Origin of the sequence: Leuconostoc falkenbergense (assembly GCF_014634805.1) — a bacterium.
GTDB classification, from domain to species: domain Bacteria; phylum Bacillota; class Bacilli; order Lactobacillales; family Lactobacillaceae; genus Leuconostoc; species Leuconostoc falkenbergense.
The window spans coordinates 21057-29395 of sequence record NZ_BMBS01000025.1; the positions used below are offsets into that span (position 1 = coordinate 21057).

11 protein-coding genes are annotated in these 8339 nt (G+C 37.7%); 1 reads left to right on the top strand and 10 read right to left on the bottom strand.

Going from position 1 to position 8339, the window contains the following annotated elements:
- Positions 1–44 precede the first annotated feature (44 nt).
- The 10 genes from IEU71_RS06405 to IEU71_RS06450 all read right to left on the bottom strand — a co-directional run bounded on the left by IEU71_RS06405 (position 45) and on the right by IEU71_RS06450 (position 7462).
- Complete coding sequence (locus tag IEU71_RS06405; protein ID WP_080519648.1) at positions 45–1040, bottom strand: class I SAM-dependent methyltransferase; 996 nt, start codon at positions 1038–1040, stop codon at positions 45–47.
- 38 nt (positions 1041–1078) lie between these two features.
- The gene (locus tag IEU71_RS06410) at positions 1079–1366 is read right to left on the bottom strand and encodes a hypothetical protein (RefSeq protein ID WP_004910176.1); all 288 of its coding nucleotides are present in this window, start codon (positions 1364–1366) and stop codon (positions 1079–1081) included.
- The gene (locus tag IEU71_RS06415) at positions 1363–1776 is read right to left on the bottom strand and encodes a competence type IV pilus minor pilin ComGF (protein ID WP_004910180.1); all 414 of its coding nucleotides are present in this window, start codon (positions 1774–1776) and stop codon (positions 1363–1365) included. The genes IEU71_RS06410 and IEU71_RS06415 overlap by 4 nt, the downstream gene beginning before the upstream one ends.
- Positions 1763–1972, bottom strand: coding sequence for a hypothetical protein (locus IEU71_RS06420; protein WP_004910184.1), 210 nt, complete (start codon positions 1970–1972; stop codon positions 1763–1765). The genes IEU71_RS06415 and IEU71_RS06420 overlap by 14 nt, the downstream gene beginning before the upstream one ends.
- Entirely contained in the window at positions 1956–2348 is a 393-nt protein-coding gene (locus IEU71_RS06425) for a prepilin-type N-terminal cleavage/methylation domain-containing protein (RefSeq protein ID WP_036066195.1), read from the bottom strand. Before IEU71_RS06425 ends, IEU71_RS06420 begins: the two co-directional genes overlap by 17 nt.
- Entirely contained in the window at positions 2332–2643 is a 312-nt protein-coding gene (gene comGC, locus IEU71_RS06430; protein ID WP_004910189.1) for a competence type IV pilus major pilin ComGC, read from the bottom strand. Before comGC ends, IEU71_RS06425 begins: the two co-directional genes overlap by 17 nt.
- Positions 2640–3677: a type II secretion system F family protein gene (locus tag IEU71_RS06435; protein WP_036066197.1), complete on the bottom strand. Its 1038-nt coding sequence runs from the start codon at positions 3675–3677 to the stop codon at positions 2640–2642. Before IEU71_RS06435 ends, comGC begins: the two co-directional genes overlap by 4 nt.
- The gene (gene comGA / locus IEU71_RS06440) at positions 3616–4557 is read right to left on the bottom strand and encodes a competence type IV pilus ATPase ComGA (RefSeq protein WP_004910194.1); all 942 of its coding nucleotides are present in this window, start codon (positions 4555–4557) and stop codon (positions 3616–3618) included. The genes IEU71_RS06435 and comGA overlap by 62 nt, the downstream gene beginning before the upstream one ends.
- Before the next feature lie 114 nt (positions 4558–4671).
- Positions 4672–6528, bottom strand: a complete 1857-nt coding sequence (locus IEU71_RS06445; RefSeq protein WP_233127280.1) for an alpha/beta hydrolase family protein — start codon at positions 6526–6528, stop codon at positions 4672–4674.
- Between the two features lie 88 nt (positions 6529–6616).
- Positions 6617–7462, bottom strand: a complete 846-nt coding sequence (locus tag IEU71_RS06450; protein ID WP_004910198.1) for a bifunctional 5,10-methylenetetrahydrofolate dehydrogenase/5,10-methenyltetrahydrofolate cyclohydrolase — start codon at positions 7460–7462, stop codon at positions 6617–6619.
- Positions 7463–7540: 78 nt separating this feature from the next.
- On the opposite strand from IEU71_RS06450, the gene IEU71_RS06455 reads away from it, so the two are divergent.
- Positions 7541–8020, top strand: coding sequence for a ComE operon protein 2 (locus IEU71_RS06455; RefSeq protein ID WP_004910199.1), 480 nt, complete (start codon positions 7541–7543; stop codon positions 8018–8020).
- Positions 8021–8339: the final 319 nt, after the last annotated feature.

Genomic DNA, 8339 nt, shown 5'->3' on the forward strand with positions numbered 1-8339 from the left:
CTTATTGCACTTACGAAAACTAATTTGATAATATCATCATACGACTATTGCACTTCTTTATCCAGTTTAACCCACGCTTCAATATCTTGCAAAAATTCCTGAAGTTTTTTTGGATTTTTTAAAGATGGGTACTGCCCCATCAAGACCTCTTTTTGGGGATGGTTAGATTTTTTTCTCAATACTAAGATAGCTTTTGCTGCTCGTTCATCTTGGAAAAAATCATTTGGTAACTGTAAGAAAGCTTTTAATTGTGTATGCGAGGTCACAAACTGTAACAATTTTTTAGCATTATCGCCACTTAACAATGCGGCAGGAAAAACTAAATAAACCCAGCCATCATCACTAACAAATGACAATGATTTTTCGACAAGCAAATTCTGTAGCCACGACTGCCTATTGGACGACTTGGTTTCAAATTGCCGATCATCATCGACGGTATAATAGCCTACTGGTAAATCGGCAATAACAACTTTAGCTTTAGGTGTTTCCTCTAATGATAGGACATCTGCTTGATAAAATGTTGTTGGTGCATTCGGATTAATAAGTTCATCTCCTGCTGCAGCCAAAGCCAATTGGGTTTCATCATTATCAATGCCAATCTTGTTTAACTGGAAATTTAAATTTTCAGAAACTGTCCATAGCAAATTACCTGATCCAACCGCGATATCAATTATCGTATCATCATCGACTAAATCTGCTGTTTGGTTAATCAAACTAGCAAGTAAATAACCAATACCATCTGGCGTAATTTGATAGTTGGCTGGTGTCTTATCATGCCGATTAGCCTGCAAAATGGCCAATTGAACTGCTTTACGCCTATCAGTATCACTTGATTTTGACCAATCAAGCTTAATGGCTTCTTCAATTTTTTCCGCAACTAATTGACTAGGCTTTCCTAGCTCTCGATGAACATCCCCAGCATTAATATCATCAATCACCTCGATTAGCGCATCAATGTGACTCACATCAATTTCCTGCGATAACTCACCTGACGTTTTGGATAACGCATCAAAATATTGTGCAACTTTTTCTTGTGTCATAAGTAACATTTTAGACGGTTTTCCAACCTTTTTCAAGGTTATTTCACAAGCAGTGGTACCTTTACACAACGATCATGAACTGACACACAAATTTCCTGATGAACGACTGTCGCCACCATACTATCAATCGTTAATGACTTATCGCCATTTGTTGCATACGACAAGCTTAGTCGTGCTTGCAACAAATTAATTTTTGTCAGCTGTATCAATTTTGATTGTGCTCGCAACTGTTCATTAAAGGCTATATTTTGTAACACAAATACTGTGCTCAACGCGCCTAATATTGTTACTGCAGTGACTAAAACGTATGCTTGTTTTCTGTTCATGGTGCTACCGCTTTCTGTAAAAATAATATGCCACGAATGGTTTGATTATTAATCTTTATTGACAACTTAAAATGACTACCACAGGCCATGACAGTTAAGTCGTTGATATTTTCCATTAAGATAATTTGCCCACTGCCTGAAGCAATCAACTGTAATTTATGATTTTTAACCACTAATGTCATTGTTTTACCGTCAGTACTTATCATATTAATAGCATGTTTATCATTATCTTTTACTCTATATTTTTGGATTTCTAGTTGATGGAGGGTTGTTTGAAATGAGGTATTGTAATCTGGTTGAGTCACTTGACTTAGATGAGGTATCAAAAACTGAATTGTTGTCATAAATAATGCTGCCAAACTCAAGGCAATCAATGATTCTAATAAAGTAAACGCTCTATTCGCTGGCATACTTGTCCCACGCTTCCAAAGCATCAATCTTTTCTTTTTGCAAAGTAGATAATTCCTTGTTCAGTTGACAATGTTGTCTTTGAAATTGATGAAATTGATCATATTCAAACACAACAAAAGTTCCCATTAAACTTAATGCAAGCATTGCTTCAGCTAAAACAAAACCCTTTTGCCTATGGTTATTTTTTAGATACACGATATTCACCACCTCCTAAACTGAAAATAATGTTGATATTTGGCGAACCATCAAGCGTGATGGTTATAGGCGCAACATAACCTGTTGGCAAAACACTTATTTGTTGCCGAACACATTTTGAATAATTTAGCGGATAAGGTATGTGCTCACCGTCTATCAACATCTCAGACTGATCAAAAATAACTGTTACCTGACGGCCTTGACTCTGAGCAGTTAGCCGCGCATTTTGCCACCTCGTTTTAAACGTTGCCAACCATTGATCTGTATTTTTTCCTACTGTCTTTGGTGGCTGCGCGCCAATTACCAAGCATAAACTAACGATGAGTAATGTGATTAATGACTCAACCAACGTGAATCCACTATTGGTGAGCTTCATTATTCACAATTGTAATTTTAAGGTCTTGCACTTTTTGTAGTTGCTTGTCAGTTAAATAAGCATTTGCTTTTAGTTTAGAAATGGTCACCTCACTGTCATCTGGGTGATCATTTTGATACAAATCAATTTGTGTTTGTACTGTTGTCACCATTGCGGCAGCATGAGTCGTCACAGCATGTTTACGTTGTGCATTTAAGTTGGGCAAAATAATTAACATTAGTAAGCTAACAATAAATAAAACAATTGCTGCTTCAATTAATGTAAATCCGCTATGTTTTTTTCTAAAACGTTTCATTTATACAATCCTCCTATGGCATGATACATTGGTAGCAGCATGCTGAGATATAAACCAATAATCGCTATGCCGATGATGCCAAAAAAAATCGGCTGCAATGTACCGATTAAACGGTCGGCTTGCTGCATTAACAGTTTAAACTGTGTTTTTGCGTAATAATCTAAGTAACGAGCTAACGTTTTTGGGGTATAACCCCTAATAAAATAACCGGCCAATGACTGGTTCAAAAATTGCTTAGATAAAATGTATCGGTCAATCTGTCCTCCTGTCTTTAAAAATTTTTGCGCATCTTGCGCTAAACAGACTGATGCTGAATGATTGTTTTGACACGCAATGGCATCAATAACATCTGGTAAAGTTAACCCACCTGACAACATTGACGCTATTTGTTGACTAGCTTGATACGACACAACCGTTTTAGTCATCAAACTAATTATTGGTATTTTAGACATAACATTAAGCCTGTTTATCCAGTTCATACGCCGCCAAAATTGCCAAATGATTATTATCAGTAGGAGTGCCATCATTAATATTACAATGGCGCGAGCATCATAAACCCCTGTTACTTGTGACGATTTTTGCCATTGATTCAATATTGGGTAAAGAAAAAATTTAAGCCCCAATAGCATGGTTCCTAGTATCGCTAACAAGATAATCGGATAACGCATCACTTGTTTTACTTTATTTTGTTGTTGTGCAATTTGGGCCAAATTTTGCCCCATTTTTACCAATGTATTGGGTAAATCTCCGTGTTCGTGGGCTAAATTCAGCTGAACCAATATACTTTGATTCACGTACATAGACATTATACTAGGGAAAGACTGCCCTTCATGAAGTCCATCTCTAATCACACTTAATTGACGATGCCACTTTTGATGAGCATCTGTCATAATGTCAATGCTTTCACCAATGCTATATCCAGAAGCTAATAGGTCACCCAGCTCCTGAAAAAATTGCACTTGATCACTTGTTTTAAAGCGACTGAAATGTTGTTCGCGTTGCTGATGTAATTTTGCCTGCCAAACATGCTTCATCAAGAACCTCCTGCCATTGTGTTGTGAAACCAGTAGCCGTCGTAATGTCACTGCCAAAGAGCACATCAGCAATCGCTGCTTGATCCCCTGATATCATTGGCACTAATCTTTGATAAACTACCATCGCTAGTGCCGCCAATAATTGATTATAATCCACACCTAACTCTAGCAAGCGCAACACAATTTCTCGCGCCGACATGGCGTGTATCGTGCTGACAACCAAGTGTCCACTTAAAGCAGCCTGCACGACTGCTTTAGCTGTTTGATAATCTCGAATTTCCCCAATTAATAAAATCTCTGGGCGGTGCCGCAAAGCAACTTTTATTAAAGCTTCATAACCAATCCCAGCTGCTTCATTAACTTGTAACTGAACAAAGTTAGGATTTCTAATTTCTACTGGATCCTCAATTGTTAAAACTAGCTTGTTGTTGGCAATATTTTCCAACAAGTGATAAAGCGTCGTTGTTTTGCCTGAACCAGTCGGCCCAGAGATGAGAAATAAACCCGACTCTGGTAAACCAAGTTGCATTTGCTCAAATTGCTTTGAAGATAGCCAATGTTGCTTATGATGCTCAGAATAGATAAGACGTAAGACCACAGTTTCACGATTCAAAAAATCACCAACACTCGAAACACGAATCCACACTTGTGCACCACGAAAACGGCCAAGCTGCGGCCGACGCCTTTCTGATATATTCATTTTTGCACGATACTTAATTGCTGATATTAATTTTTCTGCATGATCATCTGCCATGCTAGTTTCAGAAACTAAACCACCATTCAGATGAAATTTGATGACATACTTGTTATCATCATTTGGCAAAATATAAATATCATTAACTCGTTGTCTTTTAGCTTTTTCCAACATATCATCAATCATTATTCAAAATTTGTACCCCTTTTATGTTTTTGAGCTCATAGTATCATACGTTGCTAAGCTACTCGACTCACAAAAAAACACTTAGCTCATGTTGAGCTAAATGCTTTTGACGGGTTAATTTTTAAATTTAGAAAACCAATTATTCATGACTTCAATCCGCGCGATGCGAAGATTTGGTCGACCGTTTCTGGAAACACCGTGAAAACTCTCAGGCAATCGTACTAATTCGATTGGTGTATCTGTTTGTGTTTTAATCGCCATGAAGTATTCTTCTGACTGTCCCAAAGGTGTCCGTAGGTCATATTCACCATGCAGCAGTAAAATAGGTGTTCGTACATGCTTAGCGTAGGCTAATGGCGATGCCGCCCATAATTTTGAAATATTATTATTTTGCAAATCCAATTTTAATTCAGTCTTTGTAAAATCATAACCAATGTCGCTTGTACCAAACATACTAATCCAATTAATGACTGGTCTTTGAGCAACAGCTGCTTTAAAGCGGTGATCATGACCAATAATCCAAGTAGTCATATAACCACCATAGGAGCCACCTGCCACAAATATATTATCAGCATCAATCACACCAGGAAATTTTGATATAGCCGCTTCAAAGCCAGTCATAACATCGCGATAGTCTTGCTCCCCATAATGCCCAATCACACTTTTCACAAAATCTTGACCATACGAAGTTGAACCATGTGGATTAGTAAAAACGACATTATATCCAAGTGCGACCCACATTTGAAATTCCCAAAAGAAAGCATCAGCATAAGCCGCATGTGGTCCGCCATGAATGTACAATAATGTTGGTGCAGGTTGTTGTTGCGCGCGCATTAACCAACCATCAACCATCGAACCGTCTTCTGAAGCAAATTGATATTTTTGAGCAATTATAAACGCCTCTTTTGAATCTGGTCGATACAAAATCTCCCCTTGCCTATTTTCAATTTGTGAAGGTATATTGGTATAAGAAGTGATCAGCGCTTCTGACGTAAAAGATAAAATAGCGCGTTGCGTATCATCTAGTAACGTCAAAATACCATCTGTTGTCAAACGGTATAGGCGGTTGTGACCATGATAAGTCGCAACAAATTCAATTTCCGTATCATTTAGCCAAAGCAATTGATGAACGCTCTTTAAAAAGACCACATCACTCATCGTATCTTGCAAAGCATCAACATCAGAATCAAATATAGGTGTGAGAGTATCTCGTTTAATATCATATAGATACACACCAAAAATTCTCGCATTTGTATATTGCTCATCATGGGCAATCAGTGCGATTTTTTCACCAAGTGGATCAAACACCCCATCCATAGTTAACCCATTTGGCAGATCACGACTCACTTCAATTGTCTGACCATTAACCAACAAAAACGTTTTATTGCTCTCCCCAAGGCCTGCAATGTTATCAGTTTGCGTCAATAATAATTTATGATCAAATTGATCTAATAACGTCGTGCGCGTGGTAGTCTTTAGAACAACTTTTGTCAGATCTTTAGAAATATCTAAATAGGTAATACGATATTGAGTTGATTCATCAATGAGACCATATCCGTCAGCTTTATAATTTTTTTCAGTAATGCGACGTGGCGTTGGTCGCTGTGATAATATGGGCGTTGGTGACTGATGAACCGTCATGGTCAGATAATAAACATGATCATTATCCGCTTTTGCTGTGTATTGATGAATCCCTGCTGCCTCGAATGTTTTTTGTTCACCCGCAACAAACAATTGCGCAACACCATCAATCTTTTGTAGATAAGCTAACTGTCCATTCGCATTTTGTGGTGCCCATGCATCTTCAGCAATCAAACTGGTTTGTCCATCTGCTAGTTTCCAAATACTATGTTGTGTATCATTTTCAACATCACGTAACTGCGTTTGTGTAAAATAGTAGATTTCACCAATCTTGATTAATTGACTCAAACTTTTGATGTTAAACAATGATTTATCTAATTTTTTCATCATTTACCTCACTTATAATTTCAAGTCTATCATAAATTGTGAACAAAAAAAGAAGTTATAAAGCCTTTTAAGGCCATTACTTCTCATTAAACTATTTATTTTGTTCCGCTAATGTAACTGTATTTTCTAATAAAGTAGCAATTGTCATTGGTCCTACACCACCAGGCACTGGCGTAATAAAATCCGCAATACCCTGTGCTGAATCAAAATCAACATCACCAGTGGCTTTGCCATCAACAACATTCATCCCCACATCAATGACAGTTGCACCTTGTTTCAAGTCTTTCCCTTTAATAAAATTAGGAATACCAACACCAACAGCCACAATGTCAGCAAACTTAAGCAAACGTTTCAAAACATCTGGCTCAGTAAAACGATGCGCCACAGTCACCGTTGCATCTGCATTATTTAACAAGGCTGACATTGGTCGTCCAAATAATTGAGACCTGCCAATTACTAAAGCTACTTTGCCTTTTGTAGGAATATGATAATAATTTAACAATGACATCACACCTTGTGGCGTCGCGGCGACGGTATATGGCTCTAAAGCATCACCAAACAGCATCCCTTGAACTGTTGCACCTAAACCGTCAGCATCTTTGGACGGTGCAACTGCAGAAAATACTTGTCGTTCCTTAATGACTTTAGCTAGTGGACTTTGAACTAAAATACCTGTCACGTCATCATCAGCGTTTAAAGATTCAACTAACGCAATAACACTTTCGGTCGTTTCATCTGCGCCAACAGGAATATCACGTGTTTGAATGCCAAGCTTGGCTGCTTTCCGAGACTTCATGCCAACATATAATTGACTACCTTCATTGTCTGGGTCGTAAATCACAGCAAGAGTAACTGGCTTATCTAGGCCCGCCACACGTTGAGACGTTTTGTCATTAATTATTTTGGCAACTTTGGCACCGTCAAGTAACTCTGTCATTCAAAAATCTCCTTCAATCTTCACAATATTTTGTTATACTCATTCTATCAGATTCAAAAACAAAACGAGGCACATTATATGGATACACGTATTAGTTGGGACCAATATTTCATTGCACAGGCAGCCATTTTGTCAACACGATCGACATGTACAAGATTACACGTAGGCGCTATTATTGTGCGAGAGCATCGCATAATAGCAAGTGGTTATAATGGCAGTGTCGCAGGCACACCCCATTGCACTGAGGTCGGTGATCTCATTGTCGATGGTCATTGTGTACGAGCCGTTCATGCCGAACAAAATGCGCTGATGCAAGCAGCTCAAATGGGCATTAGCGTCGACGGCGCAGAAGTTTACGTCACAGATGTACCATGCGTGCAATGCACTAAGCTCTTGCTTCAAGCAGGTATTCGTAACATTAACTTTATGCGTGATTATCATAATGATCCATTTGCTGAAGAACTGTTACGTCAAAAACACGTTTCACTTAAGCAAGTACCATTTTCATCACAAACAGCCCATCAAATTGATTTAAATCAATTTATTGCTCATGAATGATGACCTTGAATTTGTAAGAAAAAACGCACAATTAACGAACTATTTTCAAGTTTATCATATTTTTTACTTTTAGAAAACGAATAGCATTTAAAAACATTTTTTGTAATTAAAAATCAGTAAAAACCCAATACTGCCAACCGCTGAAAGGTTTGTTACAATTCTGTAACACGCAAATAAAAGCGTCAGAATAACGTTTTAAAAAACGTACAAATTTGCTATTAATAAGTGATTTCGTTAATATTTAAGGTAGATTGTAAAATTAAACCGAACACTTGAATAAAAAAGCCGCAGCGCCTTTAATGGTAATTGTCTAAAACAA

What these genes read in the sequence shown, in the direction of transcription:
- IEU71_RS06405 (WP_080519648.1), bottom strand. Translation starts at nt 1,040, where the DNA reads ATGACACAAGAAAAAGTTGCACAATATTTTGATGCGTTATCCAAAACG.
- IEU71_RS06410 (WP_004910176.1), bottom strand. Translation starts at nt 1,366, where the DNA reads ATGAACAGAAAACAAGCATACGTTTTAGTCACTGCAGTAACAATATTA.
- IEU71_RS06415 (WP_004910180.1), bottom strand. Translation starts at nt 1,776, where the DNA reads ATGCCAGCGAATAGAGCGTTTACTTTATTAGAATCATTGATTGCCTTG.
- IEU71_RS06425 (WP_036066195.1), bottom strand. Translation starts at nt 2,348, where the DNA reads ATGAAGCTCACCAATAGTGGATTCACGTTGGTTGAGTCATTAATCACA.
- comGC (WP_004910189.1), bottom strand. Translation starts at nt 2,643, where the DNA reads ATGAAACGTTTTAGAAAAAAACATAGCGGATTTACATTAATTGAAGCA.
- IEU71_RS06435 (WP_036066197.1), bottom strand. Translation starts at nt 3,677, where the DNA reads ATGAAGCATGTTTGGCAGGCAAAATTACATCAGCAACGCGAACAACAT.
- comGA (WP_004910194.1), bottom strand. Translation starts at nt 4,557, where the DNA reads ATGATTGATGATATGTTGGAAAAAGCTAAAAGACAACGAGTTAATGAT.
- IEU71_RS06445 (WP_233127280.1), bottom strand. Translation starts at nt 6,528, where the DNA reads ATGATGAAAAAATTAGATAAATCATTGTTTAACATCAAAAGTTTGAGT.
- IEU71_RS06450 (WP_004910198.1), bottom strand. Translation starts at nt 7,462, where the DNA reads ATGACAGAGTTACTTGACGGTGCCAAAGTTGCCAAAATAATTAATGAC.
- IEU71_RS06455 (WP_004910199.1), top strand. Translation starts at nt 7,541, where the DNA reads ATGGATACACGTATTAGTTGGGACCAATATTTCATTGCACAGGCAGCC.